At 45.4% G+C, this 19,248-nt stretch carries 21 protein-coding genes; 19 read left to right on the top strand and 2 right to left on the bottom strand.

Going from position 1 to position 19,248, the window contains the following annotated elements; all coding sequences use genetic code 11:
* Positions 1–3 precede the first annotated feature (3 nt).
* From B5D59_RS02755 to B5D59_RS02715, 9 genes are all read left to right on the top strand, one after another.
* Positions 4–330: a ribosomal-processing cysteine protease Prp gene (locus B5D59_RS02755; protein ID WP_078816760.1), complete on the top strand. Its 327-nt coding sequence runs from the start codon at positions 4–6 to the stop codon at positions 328–330.
* A 12-nt stretch (positions 331–342) separates the two neighbouring features.
* Positions 343–633, top strand: a complete 291-nt coding sequence (gene rpmA, locus B5D59_RS02750; RefSeq protein WP_009497481.1) for a 50S ribosomal protein L27 — start codon at positions 343–345, stop codon at positions 631–633.
* A 134-nt stretch (positions 634–767) separates the two neighbouring features.
* The gene (locus B5D59_RS02745; protein ID WP_078816759.1) at positions 768–1,301 is read left to right on the top strand and encodes a Spo0B domain-containing protein; all 534 of its coding nucleotides are present in this window, start codon (positions 768–770) and stop codon (positions 1,299–1,301) included.
* 3 nt (positions 1,302–1,304) lie between these two features.
* Entirely contained in the window at positions 1,305–2,594 is a 1,290-nt protein-coding gene (obgE, locus tag B5D59_RS02740; RefSeq protein ID WP_009497479.1) for a GTPase ObgE, read from the top strand.
* A gap of 37 nt (positions 2,595–2,631) precedes the next feature.
* Positions 2,632–3,087: an ACT domain-containing protein gene (locus B5D59_RS02735; protein ID WP_009497478.1), complete on the top strand. Its 456-nt coding sequence runs from the start codon at positions 2,632–2,634 to the stop codon at positions 3,085–3,087.
* Between the two features lie 38 nt (positions 3,088–3,125).
* Positions 3,126–4,010: a prephenate dehydratase gene (pheA, locus tag B5D59_RS02730; RefSeq protein WP_078816758.1), complete on the top strand. Its 885-nt coding sequence runs from the start codon at positions 3,126–3,128 to the stop codon at positions 4,008–4,010.
* A gap of 788 nt (positions 4,011–4,798) precedes the next feature.
* On the top strand, positions 4,799–6,001 hold the full coding sequence (locus B5D59_RS02725; protein ID WP_176132476.1) for a LysM peptidoglycan-binding domain-containing protein: 1,203 nt from the start codon (positions 4,799–4,801) through the stop codon (positions 5,999–6,001).
* A gap of 6 nt (positions 6,002–6,007) precedes the next feature.
* Complete coding sequence (locus tag B5D59_RS02720) at positions 6,008–6,877, top strand: phosphotransferase (protein WP_078816756.1); 870 nt, start codon at positions 6,008–6,010, stop codon at positions 6,875–6,877.
* A gap of 12 nt (positions 6,878–6,889) precedes the next feature.
* Positions 6,890–7,612 carry a YebC/PmpR family DNA-binding transcriptional regulator gene (locus tag B5D59_RS02715; protein WP_078816755.1) on the top strand — a complete coding sequence of 241 codons (723 nt, stop codon included), beginning with the start codon at positions 6,890–6,892 and terminating at the stop codon, positions 7,610–7,612.
* Positions 7,613–7,657: 45 nt separating this feature from the next.
* Here B5D59_RS02715 and B5D59_RS02710 read toward each other — a convergent pair whose 3' ends face one another.
* Positions 7,658–8,275: a hypothetical protein gene (locus tag B5D59_RS02710; protein WP_009497472.1), complete on the bottom strand. Its 618-nt coding sequence runs from the start codon at positions 8,273–8,275 to the stop codon at positions 7,658–7,660.
* Between the two features lie 153 nt (positions 8,276–8,428).
* Here B5D59_RS02710 and B5D59_RS02705 point away from each other — a divergent pair, with 153 nt between their 5' ends.
* From B5D59_RS02705 to B5D59_RS02675, 7 genes are all read left to right on the top strand, one after another.
* Positions 8,429–8,995 carry an NADPH-dependent FMN reductase gene (locus tag B5D59_RS02705; protein WP_078816754.1) on the top strand — a complete coding sequence of 189 codons (567 nt, stop codon included), beginning with the start codon at positions 8,429–8,431 and terminating at the stop codon, positions 8,993–8,995.
* Between the two features lie 131 nt (positions 8,996–9,126).
* Positions 9,127–9,732, top strand: coding sequence for a Holliday junction branch migration protein RuvA (gene ruvA, locus B5D59_RS02700; RefSeq protein WP_009497470.1), 606 nt, complete (start codon positions 9,127–9,129; stop codon positions 9,730–9,732).
* 19 nt (positions 9,733–9,751) lie between these two features.
* Positions 9,752–10,750 carry a Holliday junction branch migration DNA helicase RuvB gene (gene ruvB / locus B5D59_RS02695; RefSeq protein ID WP_009497469.1) on the top strand — a complete coding sequence of 333 codons (999 nt, stop codon included), beginning with the start codon at positions 9,752–9,754 and terminating at the stop codon, positions 10,748–10,750.
* A gap of 18 nt (positions 10,751–10,768) precedes the next feature.
* Positions 10,769–11,821: a tRNA preQ1(34) S-adenosylmethionine ribosyltransferase-isomerase QueA gene (gene queA, locus B5D59_RS02690; protein ID WP_040759190.1), complete on the top strand. Its 1,053-nt coding sequence runs from the start codon at positions 10,769–10,771 to the stop codon at positions 11,819–11,821.
* On the top strand, positions 11,822–12,961 hold the full coding sequence (tgt, locus tag B5D59_RS02685; protein ID WP_009497466.1) for a tRNA guanosine(34) transglycosylase Tgt: 1,140 nt from the start codon (positions 11,822–11,824) through the stop codon (positions 12,959–12,961). It begins immediately after the preceding gene.
* Positions 12,962–13,007: 46 nt separating this feature from the next.
* On the top strand, positions 13,008–13,277 hold the full coding sequence (gene yajC / locus B5D59_RS02680; protein WP_009497465.1) for a preprotein translocase subunit YajC: 270 nt from the start codon (positions 13,008–13,010) through the stop codon (positions 13,275–13,277).
* Between the two features lie 109 nt (positions 13,278–13,386).
* Positions 13,387–14,022: a DUF421 domain-containing protein gene (locus B5D59_RS02675; protein WP_009497464.1), complete on the top strand. Its 636-nt coding sequence runs from the start codon at positions 13,387–13,389 to the stop codon at positions 14,020–14,022.
* 100 nt (positions 14,023–14,122) lie between these two features.
* Here B5D59_RS02675 and B5D59_RS02670 read toward each other — a convergent pair whose 3' ends face one another.
* Positions 14,123–15,640, bottom strand: a complete 1,518-nt coding sequence (locus tag B5D59_RS02670; RefSeq protein ID WP_040759189.1) for a putative polysaccharide biosynthesis protein — start codon at positions 15,638–15,640, stop codon at positions 14,123–14,125.
* A 430-nt stretch (positions 15,641–16,070) separates the two neighbouring features.
* Here B5D59_RS02670 and B5D59_RS02665 point away from each other — a divergent pair, with 430 nt between their 5' ends.
* From B5D59_RS02665 to B5D59_RS02655, 3 genes are all read left to right on the top strand, one after another.
* Positions 16,071–16,382: a post-transcriptional regulator gene (locus tag B5D59_RS02665; protein WP_078816753.1), complete on the top strand. Its 312-nt coding sequence runs from the start codon at positions 16,071–16,073 to the stop codon at positions 16,380–16,382.
* Positions 16,383–16,512: 130 nt separating this feature from the next.
* Positions 16,513–18,780 (top strand): protein translocase subunit SecDF, encoded by a 2,268-nt coding sequence (gene secDF, locus B5D59_RS02660; protein ID WP_078816752.1) that lies wholly within the window; start codon positions 16,513–16,515, stop codon positions 18,778–18,780.
* A gap of 71 nt (positions 18,781–18,851) precedes the next feature.
* Positions 18,852–19,229 (top strand): LapA family protein, encoded by a 378-nt coding sequence (locus tag B5D59_RS02655; protein ID WP_078816751.1) that lies wholly within the window; start codon positions 18,852–18,854, stop codon positions 19,227–19,229.
* Positions 19,230–19,248 lie beyond the last annotated feature (19 nt).

Genomic DNA, 19,248 nt, shown 5'->3' with positions numbered 1-19,248 from the left:
GGTATGATACATGTCCGAATTACAAAAGAGCCTTCTGGGCGCATCTCAGCTTTTGAGATGGACGGTCATGCTGAATTTGCAGAACACGGTAAAGATTTAGTATGTGCAGGCGCTTCAGCCGTATCCTTCGGGGCGGTCAATGCAATCGCTGAACTTACTGGAACTACACCTATGATCGAGCAAGGAGCGGACGGTGGATACTTGCAAGTGTCGTTTCCGGAAACGGAGCGGGACACGGAAGTCCAACTGATCGTGCAAGCAATGATCGTTTCTTTACAAACGATTGAATTAGACTATGGGCAATATATACAATTATCCTTTACCAAGTAGGAGGTGGCAGCTATGTTACGTTTGGATCTTCAGTTTTTCGCATCCAAAAAAGGAGTAGGTTCTACAAAGAACGGTCGTGACTCCGAATCGAAACGTCTTGGCGCTAAGCGTGCAGACGGACAATTCGTTTCCGGTGGTTCAATCCTTTATCGCCAACGCGGAACAAAAATTCACCCAGGTGAAAACGTTGGTCGCGGTGGAGATGATACTCTTTTCGCAAAAGTTGACGGCATCGTTCGTTTCGAACGCCTTGGCCGCGACAAAAAGAAAGTCAGCGTCTACCCAGAAGTGCAAGAAGCATAATTGGATAGCATGACGAAATAGAAAAAGGACTGCACTTGATGCAGTCCTTTTTCTATTTCTTTGTTGATTATTTTAGTGATTTCCGTACGTAAATGCTATACTAAGAAGTACGAATTCAGCTGGCGGTGAAAACAATGGGAAATATCGAATTAAATGTGTCCGACACCATGAGATACAGTCGGCATGACCATATGAATGACCTGCAATTATTGCTCATGTATTTGGACATGGGCAAGTATAAGGAAGCCAGAAAATGCATCCTGGACAAAACAGCAGAAATGCAGCAACTTGCAATGCTTCAGAAACTTTGTATGCCGCTAACGGAAGAGTGGTTGACTACATTGGACTGGAGATACCCAGTCTTTAAAAGCCACCTGCATTGCGACATCGCATCGAAAATAGAAGTGCAACAGATTGACGAAGTACTTGTGGATTACTTGGAACGTCTTGTACAGGACGTCATACCGAAGATCGACCAATATGCAGAATGTCAAGTGGAAATCACAGTCAGGACAGATGCAGCAGGGTGGAGTATTCAAATGACGTTTTCAGAAATACATGCAAAGCAAATGAACATAAGCGAGAATTCATCTCTGCTTACGGTTGAAGTCTGCGCTGAAGAGGGTCAATGGACGTTTATCATCAGTGGACAATTAGGAGGATTATAAATAATGTTTGTGGATCACGTAAAAGTATTTGTTAAAGGTGGCGACGGAGGCGACGGTATGGTCGCGTTTCGCCGAGAAAAGTATATTGCATATGGCGGCCCTGCTGGAGGGGATGGCGGAAAAGGCGCGGATGTAATCTTTGTCGTTGACGAAGGTCTACGTACGTTAATGGATTTCCGTTATCAGCGTCATTTCAAAGCACCGCGTGGAGAGCACGGAGGAAGTAAGAATATGCATGGACGCGGTGGCGCGAATTTAGTCGTGAAAGTTCCGCCCGGCACCGTCGTAAAAGATGCGGAAACTGGCACAGTCATTGCAGACCTTGTAGAAGACGGCCAGCAAGCTGTCATCGCTCGCGGGGGACGTGGAGGACGCGGCAATAGCCGTTTTGCGACACCTCAGAACACAGCTCCTGAGCTATCGGAAAAAGGTGAGCCAGGTGTCAGCCGTGATATCATACTGGAATTGAAAGTATTGGCTGATGTTGGATTAGTAGGTTTCCCGAGTGTCGGAAAATCCACCTTGTTATCTGTCGTTTCGGCAGCCAAGCCGAAGATCGCCGATTATCACTTCACTACGCTTGTACCGAACTTAGGGATGGTGGAAACGGATGATCACCGTACATTTGTTATGGCGGATTTGCCCGGCCTGATTGAAGGAGCGCATGAAGGAATCGGCCTCGGCCATCAGTTTTTGCGACATATTGAACGAACGCGTGTTATCGTCCACGTCATTGACATGTCTGGACTCGAAGGGCGCGAACCTTTCGAAGACTATCAGACCATCAATGCGGAGCTTGAGCAATATAATATGCGTCTGACCGAACGGCCGCAGATTGTAGTAGCCAATAAAATGGACATGCCGGATGCGGAAGAGAATTTAGCGGAATTCAAAAAAGCGCTGGGAGACGAAGATATACAAATATTCCCGATTTCGGCATTGACCAGAACAGGATTGGATCCATTGCTGTATGCAATTCTGGATTTATTGGAAACAACGCCTGAATTCCCAATGTTGGAAGAGGAAGAAGAGGAAGCGAATTCTGTCTTGTACAAACATGAGGCAACCGGTCCTGACTTTGTTATTTCTAGAGATGACGACGGTGCGTATGTATTGTCCGGTTACACATTGGAGCGCTTGTTCAAGATGACGGATTTCAATTTCGATCAATCTGTGCGGAAGTTTGCACGACAGATGCGCGGTATGGGTATCGACGATGCATTGCGTGAACGAGGTGCACAAGACGGCGATATCGTACGGATCTTGAACTATGAGTTCGAGTTCTTAGAATAAGTCGTCAAATGTAATCGCTCGTTGTGGGGGGAGCCAAATGGAACAAATTGGGGAAGGCCAGTTTTACTTGGTCCGTGAAGATGTTTTGACAGAATCCATGCAAAAAATGCTGGAAGCAAAGAGAATGTTGGCAAGAGGCGAAGTGACAACGATCCAAGAAGCTACGAAGCGGGTCGGTTTGTCACGTAGCGCCTTTTACAAATATCGTGATGCCGTGTTCCCGTTCGAATCGATCGCGCGGGACCGCATCTTGACGATTTTTATTCAATTGGAAGATTTAAAGGGGTCATTGGCCGTGCTGCTGGAAATTATTTCAGAGGCAAAATGCAATGTGTTGACGATCCACCAGACGATTCCTGTACAGGGGCGTGCCAATATCACGCTATCGCTCGATGTAACGGAAATGGAAATTAAAGTGGAAGCTTTTCTACAACGACTGAAAGCTCCCCGATTCATTGATTCCGTTGATTTAATCAGTTCAGGTGTCTTCTGAAATAAGGCAAGACGAACTAGTTAGGAGATGAAAATACATTGAATGATACTAATTACACACCATCTGTTGCATATTTAGGGCCGGAAGCATCTTTTACTCATATTGCAGCAGCTGAGTTATTCGGCCACAAAGGCTTGACGCCCCGTCCGACCATTCCAGATTGTATCGAAGCAGTGACGGAAGGTCATGTAGCCTATGCTGTCGTACCTTTAGAGAATGCGCTGGAAGGCTCGGTGCCGTTGACAATTGATTACTTATTCCATGGCGGAGAATTATTCATCACAGCGGAAATTTCCACGCCGATCGGACAGCATCTAATGGTGAATAAAGCACAGAAAGACTTTACGGATCAATTGGAGTCCATTCAATCGCATCCTCATGCGCTTGCGCAATGTCATAAGTTCTTGCAATATCGTTATCGCAAGATTCCTTTGATTCAGACGACATCCACAGCGGCAGCAGCAAAATATATTTCTGAGCAACCCGCACTGCATATCGCAGCAATCGGCAATCAGCTTGCGGCAGAAACGTACGGCTTACATATAGTAGAAGAAAATATTCATGACTTTCATTTCAATCATACGCGGTTTGTCGTGCTATCGTTAAGGAAAGAAATACTCGATCATAAAAATCATGCGGCATCAAAAAAGACTACGCTTATGGTCAAGCTGCCGGAAGATGACAAAGCAGGTATGCTCCATCAGATTTTATCTGTATTTTCATGGCGACGCCTAAACTTAAGCAAAATTGAATCGAGACCACTTAAGACTGGACTCGGTCATTATTTCTTTATTATCGATGTTAATGAATCTGAAGATCATCCGATGATGAAAGGCGCCATGGAAGAGTTGGCTGCGCTCGGTTGCACCGCTCGATCATTCGGCTCCTATTACGTCTATGAAACAGATCCATCCTCTGAGTGAGGGAGGATCTGTGCTTTTGGACGAAAGAATTGACAAGTGGCTAATGGTAACGTTGATCTTCGTTTCAGGCGGGCGCTTTCCGGGGGCGTGGCTTGAGCCACCTCGCTCCTAACGCTTCGCTTTTACTCGCAAAAGCGAAGCGTTACGGCTTTCGCTACCTGCGGGGTCTCAAGGCTTACGGTGATCCCTCAAGAAGTCTGTTTTGCCTTCCACTGCGATCAACTACCATATTTTACTGAAATTAGTGAGTTGACTGTCTATCCCGGGAAAATACGAAGTGCAGTAAGTAATAGCCCGGGAAAGTACAGATGTTTTTCTGTCGAAGGAAGCGATAACTTACACTACATACAGTGAGTTCGCTATGTACTACAGTTCACTTTATAGGGATTGGAGCGGAAGATGGGCGAAAGGCAAAGATGTGCTCTCAACGCTTCGCTTATGTTCGCAAAAGCCGTTCTTCGTGACGACTTTTCCTGTGGGACTTAGCGCGAATGATGAGACCCTGGACTGAGCGAAGCGAGGGAAGCGGCTCATCCGCGCCCCACGGAAAGCGTCCCATCTGGAGCGCAAATCCCCGGACCACAAGCCTCATATTCTTTTCTTGCATTTCTATCTTTATAACTTTAATAGTTATCTACATTTTGCGATCCACCTCCATGTGAGGGTGGATCTTTTTTTGTAATAAAGAATTCCCTGCCGAATATACATAACAAGAGAGGAAGCCTAAATAAGAGTCACCAATCTAGGCGTCCGTTCATACGATGGATTGATGGAAGGGGGAAATGTTAGTGGAAGTTCATATTGTCGTTAAAGGTGATACATTATGGAAAATTGCGAGGCAATACAATATTCCATTTGAAGAATTGAAGCGAGTGAATGCGCATTTGGCCAATCCGGATTATATTGTGCCTGGGATGAAAATATTTTTACCGATGGATAAGAAAAAGCCGACTCATAAAGGTGAATCATCCAAACCGCATGATAAGACACCACAAAAGCCAGCAAAACCAAGTCAACCAGAGATGAAACCGCCGACGCCGGCACCGAAGCCAACGCCAAAACCTGAAAAACCGCATCCTCCAGCACAGCAGGTACCGCCACTGCCACAGATGCCGCAGATGCCACAGATGCCGCAGATGCCACAGATTCCGCAGATGCCACAGACACCGCAGATGCCACAGACACCGCAGATGCCACAGACACCTCAGAAGCCGCATACACCGCCGCCACAGAAGCCGCAACTGCCGCAGAAGCCACAGACACCACAGACACCGCAAACGCCGCAATATCCGCAACAGCCATTGGAGCCACAAACACCGCCGGCACCTCAGATGCCGATGATGCCGAATATGCCGAGCGTACCAATGTGGCAAGCAGTTTTCCCGATTTGTGGATGGATGCCGATTTTCGATGCAGACTGCCACCCACATATGCCGCAACAACCGATACATCCGCCTATGCAAGCGCCGATTAAGCCGTTGCCGCCAAAAGCACCGATAGATTGTCATGATGAGTCGCCGCATCATCATAAACCTGCACCTATGCCGGACGGCTGGCAGTTGCTCGAGTCCAGTTCTCTGCACATGCCAATTAAGCCGCTTCCGACACCGAAACCGCCCGTCATGCAGCCCAAACCACCTGTTACGCAACCTAAGCCAATTCCACCAAAAGTAGAGCAGCCAATGCCGATGCCGATGCCAAATCAGCCGTCCATTCCGCCGAAAGCTTGTACACCTGCCTCATGGTGTCCGTCTAATCAGGATTACTGCTCGCCGCAGTGGCCGATTCAGCCGCAATGGCCGATGAATACGGAATGCATGCCGTCGCAGCCGCCAATGCAATGGTATCCAATGGCGTGTTACCCGCCAGCGTCGATGATGCCGCTGCCGTATCCAGGTCCATACCCACAGCAGATGCACCCGCCATTCGGACAGCAGAACGAATCGCATTATCCGATGCCCATTCAGGATGATTGGTATAGAAACCAATAATGGGATATGGCAGCTGAACAACGATTTACAAAGATAAAAAAGAATGTATGGAAAATGGAAGCCGGCGGACGGGTATATTCTGTAAAGAAGTATGCATCCCTTGCACAAGCTGTGAAAGTTCGACAACTTCATCAATTACTTAATGTACATCATTTCCCGCATATCGTGTCAGTGTTAGAAGAAAAGGACCCATTACTCATCATGCAGCCATGGCTTGAAGGAGCGAAAGCCGTCAATTTCAAACGAAGGATTGACCGGATCGATTCTTTCAATGCGCTGCAGGCATTGCATGATACAAATTCGTATATTGATTGGCCGTCGATGTCATTTCTCCCTCATTATCATATGCTGGAGAAATGGGAGGTCCGACTGGCCAGGTTCATGGAGCTTCGAGAAATTTGCCAGCAATTTCTCTCTCCGAAAATGTATGAAGAGTTGCTTGTTTATGGCAAAGAAGCCTTGAAAATCAGCAAGAAACAGCCTTCATCAAATAATTCATTGACCTTGTTACATGGTGATGTCGTCCATCATAATATTTTGCGTGATGGATCCGGCCTAATTCGTTTCATTGATTTTGATTTAGCGTGTCTCGGAGCTGAGGAAGATGAGCTTGTATTGTGGATGCATCGTGTGTTACCGCAGATTACGTACAATCCTTCTTTTTTAATGGGCGAGCATCCCGCATTGCAGCACTTGTCCAACCAAGCGTTGGCAAAATTACTGTATCCCAATGAAATGCTGCGTGAATGGCTGCATTTACTGTCGCTTCCGGCAGCTCAGCAACAACGTATGGTCAGCAAACTCCTCCTCTTTACGGAGACCGCACTCTCGCAATGGCCGAGATTATGGTATGATGTAGAGCGAATGATGAAGTAGGAGGTTTGATCCATGGCTGGCCATTCCAAATGGAAAAATATCCAGAACAGAAAAGGCGCACAGGATGCAAAACGAGGAAAGATCTTTCAGAAGATGTCACGAGAGATTTACGTCGCGGCAAAGTCTGGCGGAGACGATCCAGACACGAATCCCGCTCTACGTCTAGCAATCGATAAATCGAAAAGCGCGAACGTCCCGAATGATGTAATTCAGCGGGCGATTGATAAAGCAACAGGGGCTGGTGCGGATGAAAATTACGAGGAAGTTATTTATGAAGGCTATGGACCGGGCGGAGTAGCTGTGCTCGTCTATTGCCTGACAGAAAATCGTAATCGTACAGGTCCGAATATCCGAGTTGCTTTCAATAAAAATGGCGGTAGTTTAGGGGAATCCGGCTCTGTCAATTATTTGTTCGAACGAAAGGGACGACTTTTTATCGAACGTACAGCAGAGATTGATGAAGATGCGATCATGCTGTTGGCTTTAGAAGCAGGTGCGGAAGATATACTCTCTACTGAAGACGGATTTGAAATCCTCACGGAGCCGTCTGAGTTCCTGACAGTGAAAGAAGCACTGGAAGCAGAGGCGTTTACGTTTGTTTCAGCGGAAGTCGATATGGTACCATCTGTGTATGCTGAATTGTCGGATGAACAAGAAGAGCAATTCGAAAAAATGATCGATACGCTTGAAGATGACGACGATGTGCAAAATGTTTATCATAATGCAGACAACTAAAAACTCAACCCGACAGGAGAAGTCTTTGTCGGGTTTTTTGATTTGTCATTGTTGGATTTCAAGCGTTTCCAGCATTTGAAAAAATCGGGCACCATGACCTTCCTGTGCTTCAAGTGAATAGGCTTCAGTAATGAGCAAAGTGCCGGCTTCTCCAGCATCCATCAAATAAGCCATAAAAACTTGACTGTCCGGCTCAATGCCAGAAGTACCGTGAAGCGAAGTGGCTTGGACAGGGGATGTAACAGTTTCTTCTTCTACTGTAAAACTAAGATCCTTTTTTACTTCTTCCTTTACTTCATCTGGAGATTGATTGTGAATGTATCGAATTTCCATTTTCACTTCGGGATATGAATCAGGTAATGGCTCGACAGGAGTCAACACATCAAAATTTTCAAGCCTCTCAAATTGATAGCGCTCTTTATCCACGTAAAAGGAATAAAGCGATTCTCTGCCTTCCATTAAATCCATTTTAATCGTCTCATCCTGTCCTTCTACTGAAAACACAACGTCTTTCGTAGGTTTGCGCTCTGTTGGGGCAGCAGTGGCAGAAGAACCCGATGGTGTTTCTTCCATTGTTTCTTTAGGCGGATCTGCTTGGTTTGTAGAATCACAGCTGACTAATAGGATGGATGCGATCACGCCGGAATATAAAACTTTGCGCATATACTTTCCTCCTCAATTTAAATTCTAACTATTCAATCAGACGGATAAGAAACCCGAAATGTTACAGAATATAAGCAAATGATTCGTGATTTGAAACTACAAGCGCTATGATAATAAGTAGAATTTAAACACACAAAAAAGGGGCCATTCTTTATGACAATTAAAGTAAAAGCAATCATCGGCAGCACAAGTTCTACTTCGTATAATTTGAAGCTGGTCAACTACATGGCAAAACGCTATCAAGACGAATTGGAGATTGTTCCTGTGCTCATTAACGATTTGGAAATGTTTTCTATTGATATCGAAAGCGATCCATCTCCTGCAGTCCGCGCATTCAAAGAGGACGTCAAAGATTCCGATGCTGTATTGTTCGCAGCGCCGGAATACAACTACTCAATTCCAGGTGCAATGAAAAATGCAATAGATTGGCTATCTCGTGGAGGAGATTTCACGTTGCAAGGAAAAACCGGCTTCATCGTCGGCGCCTCGATGGGTGTACTTGGTACAGTGAGAGCACAAATACACTTGCGCGAAATCTTATCCAACCCTGCGTTGGCACCTACTTTATTGCCCGGAAACGATGTGTTTATCGGGGCGGTCCATACAAAGATGAATGAAGAAGGCGACTTGACCGATGAAGCGACGATTCAGTTCTTAGATACAGTCGTACAAAATTTCATCGCATTTTATAAGAAGCAAAAAGCGGTCTCATTAGCATAAATTCTTATAACGAACGGACCGAATGGACACGATGTTAACGTGTCCATTTTTTCTGATGAATTTTAGAGGTCTGACAAGTAGAAAACTCGTTCGTATGCTATAATAACAGGTATACTTAGGGGGAGAATGTATTGTACGATTACATAAAAGGACTTGTCACAAGAGTGACACCGGAATATATTGTCTTGGAGCAGCAAGGAATCGGCTGGCAAGTGATGACGCCAAATCCGTTTGCTTTTCATGTCACGGAAGAGTTGCAGCAAGTATATACATATCTGCATGTGAGGGAAGACGCCCAATTACTGATTGGTTTTAAGACACTTGAACAGCGCGAATTGTTTCGTAAGCTGATCACCGTCTCGGGAATTGGTCCTAAAGGAGCGCTCGCTATTTTGGCGAACGGTCTGCCTTCTCAGGTAGTCAGCGCAATTGAACGTGAGGATGAAGGATTCCTCGTGCAATTCCCGGGGGTCGGCAAGAAAACAGCCCGCCAAATGATCCTGGATTTAAAAGGCAAGCTGCATGATCTGTTTACGGAAATCGATATGCCGGATTCGGAAGATACACTGTTGACGCTTGCCGAAAGTGATGCGCTGGACGAGGCACTGCTTGCTTTATCTGCGCTTGGCTATTCTGAGCGTGAATTGAAGAAAGTGAAGCCGAAACTGGCGGATGTTGATCTCGATACAGAAGGCTATATGCGTCTCGCTTTGCAGTTATTATTGAAACAAGGCTAAAACGACGGAGGTGGTTCCAATGGAAGAACGCATATTAACGAATGAAGCAACCCATTTTGACGATAGCTTCGAACAATCATTACGACCTCAATTGCTGCAGCAATACATCGGTCAACAGCAAGCGAAGGACAATTTATCAATTTTTATTGAGGCGGCAAAAGGGCGTGAGGAAAGTCTGGATCACGTCTTATTGTATGGTCCGCCTGGTCTCGGGAAAACGACATTAGCTACCGTCATCGGCAATGAGATGGGTGTGAATGTTCGGATGACGAGCGGCCCAGCTATTGAACGTCCAGGTGATTTGGCCGCCGTTGTTTCTTCCTTGGAACCGGGAGATGTGTTATTCATCGATGAAATCCACAGGCTGAACCGTGCGATTGAAGAAGTTCTATATCCGGCGATGGAAGACTTTTGCTTGGATATCATGGTAGGAAAAGGACCGACTGCACGTTCAGTCCGTCTAGATTTGCCGCCTTTCACTTTGATCGGTGCTACAACCCGGGCAGGTTCATTGTCTGCACCGTTGCGTGACCGATTCGGCGTGCCGCTGCGGCTTGAATATTATGAAGTGGAGCCGCTGACTGAAATCGTAATCCGAAGTGCAGGCTTATTCGAAGTACAGATTGATCCGCAGGCTGCCGTGGAACTCGCGAAACGATCGAGAGGTACACCGCGTATTGCCAATCGACTGTTGCGTCGAGTTCGGGATTATGCGCAAGTACGAGGCAATGGAACGATTACGCTCGCCATTGCGCAGGAAGCACTCGACATGCTGCAAGTGGACCATCATGGACTCGATCAAATCGACCACCAGCTATTGCAAAGCATGATGGAGCGGTTTCGCGGCGGTCCCGTCGGTATTGATACACTCGCAGCTAGTATAGGCGAAGAATCGGTGACGATAGAAGATGTATATGAGCCATATTTATTGCAAATTGGATTTATTCAACGCACAGCGAGAGGACGGATGGCGACAGAAAAAGCGTACGCGCATTTCGGTTATCCACTCCCGCAGTGACAGATAGGAGTTACAATGATGGATGTACATGATTTTGATTTTGACTTACCCGAGCATTTGATTGCTCAGACGCCGCTTCTCGACCGCACAGCTAGTCGGTTGCTTGTGATGGATCGTCAGAATGGGGAAGTGTCACATCGACATTTTCGTGATTTGGTCGATGAACTGGAAGCCGGAGACCTGCTCGTTTTGAACGACACGAAAGTCCTTCCAGCTCGTTTGATCGGAACGAAGGAAGACACGGGAGCTACGATAGAAGTATTGTTGTTGAAAGAGATTGGTGAGGATCGATGGGAGACTTTGGTCAAACCAGCGAAGCGTGTGAAAGTGGGAACGGTTGTGACGTTTGGAGACGGGCGCCTGCAGGCGAAATGTACCGCTATTGGTGAACAAGGCGGGCGAGAATTTGCGTTTATGTATGACGGTATTTTCTATGAACTGCTCGATCAGCTAGGTCAAATGCCGTTGCCGCCTTACATTACGGAGTCACTTGAAGATCAATCACGTTATCAGACGGTCTTTGCGAAAGAACGAGGATCGGCTGCCGCACCGACAGCAGGTTTGCATTTTACAGATGAAATCTTGGATGCATTGCGAGATAAAGGTGTGAAAATTGCATTCATTACACTGCATGTCGGGCTCGGCACATTCCGCCCGGTGAGCGTGGATTCGATTGAAGATCATACGATGCATGCCGAGTATTATGTGATGACGGAAGAAACGGCAGCACTAGTGAGAAAGACGAAAGCAACTGGCGGCCGAGTAATTGCGGTCGGCACGACGTCTACACGGACGTTGGAGACGATTGCTTCAGAGAATGGCGGAAACGTTGTAGCTGCAAGTGGTTGGACTTCGATTTTTATCTTTCCAGGATATGCGTTTAAGGCGATTGACGGTTTGGTGACGAATTTTCATTTGCCGAAATCGACATTGTTGATGCTATTGTCGGCTTTTGCAGGACGCGAACCGATACTCGCAGCATATGAAGAAGCCGTGAAAGAGCAATACCGCTTTTTCAGTTTTGGGGACGCGATGTTTATTCGCCCCGCTAAAAGAAAGGAACGAGATTAATTGGCAGCTATTACGTATGAACATATAAAAACTTGTAAACAAACAGGCGCGCGCCTTGGAATCGTCCACACACCGCACGGTTCTTTTGAAACGCCTGCTTTCATGCCGGTCGGAACGCAAGCCTCCGTCAAAACGATGGCTCCTGAAGAACTGAAAGAAATGGGCGCAGGAATCATCTTAAGCAATACGTATCATCTTTGGCTGCGTCCAGGTCACGAGATCGTCAAAGAAGCTGGCGGACTTCATAAGTTTATGAACTGGGATCGCCCGATTTTGACAGACTCTGGCGGTTTCCAAGTGTTTTCATTGAGCAAATTTCGGGATATTAAAGAAGAAGGCGTTCATTTCCGTAATCACATAAATGGCGATAAGTTATTTTTGAGTCCGGAGAAAGCGATGGAGATCCAAAATGCACTCGGCTCGGATATTATGATGGCGTTTGATGAGTGTCCTCCATTTCCGGCGACACACGAGTATATGAAAGCGAGTGTGGAGCGGACTTCCAGATGGGCGGAACGTTGTTTGGAAGCACACCAGCGTTCGGGAGACCAAGGCTTGTTTGGTATTGTGCAAGGGGGAGAGTATGAGGATCTCCGAAAACAAAGCGCAAAAGATTTGGTGTCGTTAGATTTCCCAGGCTATGCAATCGGTGGCTTATCTGTAGGGGAGCCGAAAGATGTCATGAATCGTGCGCTTGAATTCACGACGCCTTTATTGCCCGAAAATAAACCGCGTTATTTGATGGGTGTCGGATCTCCTGACTCCTTAATCGATGGAGCAATCCGCGGAATCGATATGTTCGACTGTGTATTGCCAACACGTATTGCACGAAACGGTACGTTAATGACAAGTGAAGGACGTCTTGTTGTGAAAAATGCAAAATACGAACGAGATTTCGGTCCGCTTGATCCGAATTGTGATTGTTATGCATGCAAAAATTATAGTCGTGCCTATATTCGTCACTTGATTCGTGCAGGAGAAACTTTTGGTATTCGTTTAACGTCTTATCATAATCTCCACTTTTTATTGAATTTGATGGAGCAAGTACGACAAGCCATTCGTGAAGACCGGCTCGGAGATTTCCGCGAAGAATTTTTTGAGCAATATGGCTTCAACAAACCGAATGCAAAAAACTTTTAAATCTTGTATAATAAATCTTGGTGCTTCAGGAAGGGGGAATTAGATTATGGAACAATATGGTGGAATTTTGACTATGGTGCTTATGGTCGCTATAATGTGGTTTTTACTTATTCGACCTGCACAAAAAAGACAAAAAGCAGCGAAAGAGATGCAAAACAGTTTGCAGCGTGGAGACGAAGTAGTAACAATTGGCGGTTTACATGGAACGGTAGATGCGGTGGATGAAACATCTATCTTCTTGCGTGTAGCTGACACGACAGTCTTGCGTTTCGACAAGCAGGCAGTTGGAAGAGTTGTAACGAACACATCAGCTTAATAAAAAGCGGTTATCTACTGGAATGTCCATAGATTGCCGCTTTTTTGTTTGCATGCGTATAGAACAAATGCCTGAAGGAACACTAGTTGTTTAAGGAGGCAGATTTGGGATGCATGAGTATGTGATTATCGGATTGCGGACGATTTTTTTATATGTCTTTTTATTGGTCATTTTACGAATTATGGGCAAAAGAGAAGTGGGAGAACTGGGTGTCATCGATATTGTGGTCTTCATTATTATGGCTGAAGTGGCGGCAATGATTGTAGAAACTCCTGACAAACCAATCATTGTAGGGGTTCTCCCTATTCTTCTGTTGCTCGTAATCCAATATATTTCTTCATTAATTTCTCTGAAAAGCAAGAAATTCAGGGATGTCGTAGACGGCAATCCGACCTTAATTATTAAAGATGGACAGATTCAAGAACAAGAAATGCGAAAACAACGGTATAATTTAGATGATTTATTTCAACAGCTGCGTGAAAATCAAATCGGCTCGATCCATAACGTCACCTATGCGTACCTAGAGCCTTCCGGTAATTTATCAGTGTTTACACGAGATGGCGATCTTCCCATAGTAGGTCTTGTTCTTGATGGAGAAATTCAAGAAGAACATCTCCGCTTAGTCGGAAAAACAGAAGAGTGGTTATTGAAACAGTTGCAAGACCAAAATATTTCGGATGTCTCGACTGTTTTTTATTGCTCATGGGAACAAGGCGATCTAAAGATTCAGATGAAAGAAAGTTAATACAGCAGGCTCAAAGCGCGACCTCTAGAATGCGTCCCCGCCTGGAGGGCAAATCTCGAGGATCCATAATGGCACACAAATTAGCTAATCCACACGTTCATTAATACCGTTTGACTAAATTACGAAGCATAATCCAATCTGACTTTTTTATTTGCCCTGTCAGCAATAAAAGGGCTAATAATACAGCGGATGTGATGACACATTCTGTAAATAAATGATAGGAACCAACCGGGATGAAGATAGGCCGCATGATCGCGGTTAAAAGGAAAGCAGCATAGGTCATGGCGAACATTGAGAAGCCGGTTGCCGTGGCTTTGTTTTGCCGGATTGTCGCGATATGTAAAAACGAAGTGACCAATACGCCGAAACCGATCGCTAGGACCGCCCCTGTTTCCTGTAGACCAGGTTGCGATGCAAGAATGAACATGACCGCGAGTTTAGCAATTCCTCCGTACACCGAATTCATCATACCAGCTTTTGCGTCACCGGTAGCCTGCAAGATGGAATACAATGGACTTTGAATATAATAAAAGAAAAAGACGGGTGCCAAAATTGTCATATAACTGGCCCCTTCTACTACATGGAACAGCTTTTCGGCTAGTTCTTGACCATGAATATAAAATACCGTCGCTGCAAAAGCTCCAGTTAAAGCAGATAAGCGGAGTGCTAAATGAATGCGTTCCTGCAGCTTCTTTACATTGCTCGATGCGGCAGCCCCACTGACAGCCGGTACAAGCACGACAGATAATGCATACGGAATGAATGCAGGAAACAATAACAAAGGAATCAATACACCTGATATGACTCCGTACAAAGAGGTGGCGGCTACAGCTCCGACACCTGCCATACTTAGTGCACGTAAAAATATGATCGGCTCCAAAAACCAAGTGAAAGTACCGAATAGTCGACTACCCGACGAAGGAAGCGCGACGGAAAGGATGGGTCCCATCGGATAACGCGGCTCTTTTTTACGTTTCTTCGGCTGTTTGCGCTGATGTTGTTTGTATTTGTAAAGGAGATAGAGTACCGACAACACTTCTGCCAAAAATGTGACGACCATCGCATAGGCAGCATTGATCATCGGATCGTTTGGCGCCAGAATATAAGGCAGCATCCATGTAATAAGAAGGATTCGGAAGATTTGTTCAATGACCTGAGCCCACGCCGTTTCTTCTATCCGTGCAATCCCTTGAAAATAACCTCTTATTAAACCTCCAATCGCCGCAATCGGCACAATCGCAATGGCTACATAGAGAGCGGATGAGGTTGCTTCATTACCAAGCAGATTTCCCGCCAAATAAGGCACGAATAAAATACAGGCCGGGATGAAAACCGCTCCTGATAAAATCGTAATGAACGCCGACGTCTTCATCACTTGACGCAACTGCACATTTCCACCTTGCGCCTTCAGTTCAGCAATTACTTTCGCCATCGCAATCGGCACGCCCAACTGTACAAGGGAAAGAAAAAATACAAAAGCAGGATATGCTGTCATATAAATTCCAACTGTTTCTTCTCCAGCTACCCGCATGAACTGAATTCGGTACACGAAACCAAGCAACTTCGATAGAAATACAGCGGCCATCAAAAAAACTGTCCCGCGGATAAATGAAGACACCTCAAACAACTCCTTCTCAATTCCAGACTTTTCAGTTACACTATGAATACGTATTTTAAATTCCAAATATATGTTGAATTATAGTTTAAACATGAATTTATGCAGTAATGGACACTTAGTTGATTGAAGTGAAAGGCGGCGAAAGGCAAAGATATGCTCCCAACGCTTCGCTTGTGCTCGCAAAAGCCGTTCTTCGTTACGGCTTTTCCTGGGAGATCAACGTGCATCTTGAGACCTCGCAGGTAGCGAAGCGGACGAGGAGGCTCAAGCCACGCCCCCCGGAAAGCGTCCGCTTGGAACGGAAATCACCGGTTTCTACGTTTTACTTTGTGTGTAAGTTATTTATTTCAGTTTATCTAGTTAAGTGTATGTACTAGCATCCGAAATATTCCGCAAAACAGACGAGGCAAAGCAGAAGGGGGAAGCGCCAATGAATCAGAAATTAGACGAACTGTACACACATGTATTGCCGGCACTAGAAAGCAAAAAGAACGAATTTCATCTATATGGTTACACCGTAGTTACAGAAAAAGGACTGTGGGACTATCTTGTACAAAAGAAGTGGCGTAGAAAAGATATCTCCAATATGCGCCCTTATGAAATTGTTCAAGATTTATTCAAATTATCTCCTGCTCAATTTATGACGTATACACAGACAGAGGCTCAGCGCAATAGCAGCGCGTTTCCAGAGCTTAGTGAAGAAGAGCGGGCCATTCTATTTTCCCCGAGGAAATCAAATTGATTGGCATTTGACATCATGAACTATTTGACACAGACTTCCGACTGTTTCATAATTGGTATGTTGTACAATGAGAGAACGAAGTACATAACAAGTGCTGTGCCGCTCTAGTATATGAGGGGGAAAAGGAAATATGAAAAACAGAGGCAGGATTGTCGCGTTTTTGCTGCTGATTGTGATATTTGCATCAACGATCTTTTCAACGACAAATCCGATTTTAAAAAATGTCAAGCTAGGCCTTGACTTGCAAGGCGGTTTTGAAGTTCTGTACCAAGTGAATCCGCTGAAAGATGGACAGAAGATTACGGAGTCCACGGTAGCGGATACCGCGCGGGCATTGACGAATCGGGTCGACGTTTTGGGTGTCAGTGAACCAAGCATCCAAATCGAGTCGAACAACCGTATTCGTGTACAGCTTGCCGGGGTAGAAGATCAGGAATCTGCCCGAAAATTGTTGTCCACTCAGGCGAATCTTTCATTCCGTGATGCGGATGATAATTTGATGCTTGACGGGAATGACTTGAAAGAAGGCAAAGCCAAAGCCAATTTCAATGAAAACAACAGTCCAGTCGTCACGTTAGAAATGAAAGATCCAAATAAGTTTGGAGAGGTTACAACTCAAATCCTGCAGAAGAAGCCGGACAATGTGCTGGTAATTTGGTTGGATTTTGAAGAAGGCGTGGATTCTTATAAAGAAGAAGTCACTAAGCCTAAACCGGCATTCATCTCTGCTCCGATGGTGTCCCAGACGATTAACTCATCCAATGTTGAAATTTCGGGGAACTTTACGGTAGAAGAGACGAAGAACCTTGCGGGTATTTTGAACGCGGGTGCGTTACCGGTTGATCTTGAGGAAATTTACTCCACATCAGTTGGCGCACAATTTGGTGAACAGGCACTTGATAAAACGATATTTGCCGGAATAGTTGGTATTAGCTTAATCTTCATCTTTATGGCATTCTATTATCGTTTGCCAGGGATTGTTGCGGTTATCACTCTGTCCGTTTATATCTACTTGATCTTATTGGTGTTTACACTGATCAATGGAGTACTGACACTTCCAGGGATCGCTGCATTGATGCTCGGGGTCGGGATGGCAGTAGATGCCAATATTCTTACCTATGAGCGGGTTAAAGAAGAATTACGTGTCGGAAAATCTGTTAAGTCATCCTTTACAGCTGGTGCCAAGTCATCATTCACCGCAATATTGGATGCGAATATTACCACTCTTTTAGCAGCGGTTGTATTGTTCATATTCGGGACAAGCTCTGTTAAAGGGTTTGCGACCATGCTGATCATCAGTATTTTAGTCAGCTTTATCACCGCTGTCTGGGGATCCCGCCTATTGCTTGGACTGCTTGTCCACAGTGGCAGCCTGGATGGAAAAACCGGTTGGTTCGGTCTTTCCAAGAAACAAGTCCATTCGGCGGATGAAGGACTTGAAACATTGGACCTTACAACGAAATTTGACCGTTTTGATTTCGTTGGCACGAGAAAACGTTTCTATACGCTCTCAATTGTCCTGCTGATTGTCGGTGCCATTATGCTTGGAGTCTTCAAGCTGAATCTAGGGATCGATTTCTCCGGCGGTACGCGTGTAGAAATCCTTGCTGAACAGGCATTGGATCAAACGGAAGTTGAAAAAGAACTAGAAGCGATCGGTCATCCGTCATCTGATGTCGTCATATCCGGTGATGAGAAGAATATTGCCGTTGCTCGATATAAGGAAGACTTCGCGCAAGAAGAAGTGAATAAGATTAAAAAAGAGCTGAATGGTGTCTACGGCTCAGAACCGAATGTTTCAACGGTTTCCGATACTGTCGGTAAAGAGCTCGTGCAAAATGCGATCAAAGCATTGGCTGTCGCTGCACTCGGTATCATTATCTATGTTGCCTTCCGTTTTGAATGGCGGATGGGATTGGCTTCAATCGTCGGTTTATTGCATGATGCATTCTTCATGATTGCGGTCTTCAGTATTCTACGTTTAGAAGTCGATATCACATTCATAGCGGCCGTTCTGACGATTGTTGGGTATTCCATCAACGATACGATCGTTACATTTGACCGGATCCGTGAAAACCTTCATCACATGAAGCACATTGACAGTGAAGATGAATTGGCAACGATTGTCAATAAATCCTTACGTCAGACACTTGGACGCTCAGTCAATACAGTCTTGACTGTAATCTTCGTAGTTGTTGCATTAATGGCGTTAGGTGCAGAATCCATCCGTCCATTCTCGATTGCATTGCTGATCGGTTTGATTGCGGGTACGTATTCTTCCATCTTCATTTCCGCTCAACTTTGGTTTGATCTCAAGAAGAAGCAGATCAACAAGGGTAACGGTTTGAAAGTAGAAAAAGAGAAAAAACAATGGGGCTCCGACGAACCAGTCGTTTAAGACGTTTGCAGCCTATCAAAAACAGGGTATACTCCGGTATATCCTGTTTTTTGATTGGAGGAATGAGTGGAATGAGTAGAGAAAGTGGAAAAAATTTTCAGTGGACTGTGTTGTTAAGTTTATTGTTTGCGGTCATTATTGCAGTTTTCGCAGTTTTCAATGTCGATTCGGTACCTGTTAATTATCTATTCGGCACGGAAATGATTCCTCTCGTGCTGGTCATCCTCGGCTCGGCATTGCTAGGTGCCTTATTTAGTGGATTTTTCGCCATCTTCAAATCGTATATAGGCAGCCGACGCATAAAGGAGCTAGAGAAGAAGCTGCAAGCGAAAGAAGAGGAACTGACAAGGCAACAACGACAAATGCAAGAGATGGAAGAACAGATCGATACGCTGATGGCAGAAGTGCCGGTTGTGGAAGCAGAAATTCTTCCGCCAAAACAAATTTGATGCAAGAGCGGAATGGGCT

Source organism: Sporosarcina newyorkensis (assembly GCF_900167515.1).
Lineage (GTDB): Bacteria > Bacillota > Bacilli > Bacillales_A > Planococcaceae > Sporosarcina > Sporosarcina newyorkensis.
Note: the sequence above shows the minus strand (reverse complement) of the source record. Positions and strands in the feature narration are given on the sequence as shown.

Excerpts from the sequence above, each read along its gene's own strand:
- B5D59_RS02735 (WP_009497478.1), top strand. The coding sequence starts at position 2,632 with ATGGAACAAATTGGGGAAGGCCAGTTTTACTTGGTCCGTGAAGATGTT.
- B5D59_RS02755 (WP_078816760.1), top strand. The coding sequence starts at position 4 with ATGATACATGTCCGAATTACAAAAGAGCCTTCTGGGCGCATCTCAGCT.
- secDF (WP_078816752.1), top strand. The coding sequence starts at position 16,513 with ATGAAAAACAGAGGCAGGATTGTCGCGTTTTTGCTGCTGATTGTGATA.
- B5D59_RS02665 (WP_078816753.1), top strand. The coding sequence starts at position 16,071 with ATGAATCAGAAATTAGACGAACTGTACACACATGTATTGCCGGCACTA.
- B5D59_RS02720 (WP_078816756.1), top strand. The coding sequence starts at position 6,008 with ATGGCAGCTGAACAACGATTTACAAAGATAAAAAAGAATGTATGGAAA.
- yajC (WP_009497465.1), top strand. The coding sequence starts at position 13,008 with ATGGAACAATATGGTGGAATTTTGACTATGGTGCTTATGGTCGCTATA.
- queA (WP_040759190.1), top strand. The coding sequence starts at position 10,769 with ATGGATGTACATGATTTTGATTTTGACTTACCCGAGCATTTGATTGCT.
- B5D59_RS02655 (WP_078816751.1), top strand. The coding sequence starts at position 18,852 with ATGAGTAGAGAAAGTGGAAAAAATTTTCAGTGGACTGTGTTGTTAAGT.
- obgE (WP_009497479.1), top strand. The coding sequence starts at position 1,305 with ATGTTTGTGGATCACGTAAAAGTATTTGTTAAAGGTGGCGACGGAGGC.
- rpmA (WP_009497481.1), top strand. The coding sequence starts at position 343 with ATGTTACGTTTGGATCTTCAGTTTTTCGCATCCAAAAAAGGAGTAGGT.
- B5D59_RS02745 (WP_078816759.1), top strand. The coding sequence starts at position 768 with ATGGGAAATATCGAATTAAATGTGTCCGACACCATGAGATACAGTCGG.
- B5D59_RS02710 (WP_009497472.1), bottom strand. The coding sequence starts at position 8,275 with ATGCGCAAAGTTTTATATTCCGGCGTGATCGCATCCATCCTATTAGTC.
- B5D59_RS02675 (WP_009497464.1), top strand. The coding sequence starts at position 13,387 with ATGCATGAGTATGTGATTATCGGATTGCGGACGATTTTTTTATATGTC.
- ruvB (WP_009497469.1), top strand. The coding sequence starts at position 9,752 with ATGGAAGAACGCATATTAACGAATGAAGCAACCCATTTTGACGATAGC.
- B5D59_RS02715 (WP_078816755.1), top strand. The coding sequence starts at position 6,890 with ATGGCTGGCCATTCCAAATGGAAAAATATCCAGAACAGAAAAGGCGCA.
- B5D59_RS02705 (WP_078816754.1), top strand. The coding sequence starts at position 8,429 with ATGACAATTAAAGTAAAAGCAATCATCGGCAGCACAAGTTCTACTTCG.